This window comes from Oleiphilus sp. HI0086 (assembly GCF_001635225.1).
In genome coordinates this window covers 1-494 of the sequence record NZ_LWFZ01000359.1, presented here as the reverse complement: position 1 = coordinate 494, position 494 = coordinate 1, and the positions used below count along the sequence as shown (strand labels likewise).

The following is a 494-nucleotide window of genomic DNA, read 5'->3' as shown; positions in this document are numbered from 1 at the left end:
TGTTGTGGGAGCCGACAGATTGGTTCTCGTGGGGAGCAACCTATTACAGCGAAGCAGATATGGAGCTTAAAGGTACGTTCTTCATGGACTATACCGATGAGTGGACAGCTTTCTGGAACGGTTTTAACGCGTCAATCATTGGTGCGATTACCGCTGCAATACTGGGCCTCCCAAGAGGTGTTCCCTATGAATCCGGGAATGTGAACCTCGACTTGAAAATCCCTCAGATGTTTAAGACGGGTATGAGAGTTCGCCTTACTCCTGATTATACCCTCAATGTGGATGCGACATGGACTGATTGGAGTCAGTGGGAAGAATGGACTTTTTACTTTGATAGAACTCTGGAAATGCTAACAACAGCTCGACTATTGTCGGGGTTGGTCACAGGTCGTTCTCTGACTTTGCCTATTGGCTTACGTGATACCTGGCACTTTGGTTTCGGTTTAACTAAGCATGTTAATTCTCGTCTGGATGTCAGGTTTGGGTTAGAGTTA

General features: G+C 46.4%; 1 protein-coding gene. It reads left to right on the top strand.

Going from position 1 to position 494, the window contains the following annotated elements:
• The coding region (locus A3756_RS04625; protein WP_197481167.1) for an OmpP1/FadL family transporter at window positions 1-494 on the top strand (494 nt) is incomplete at both ends.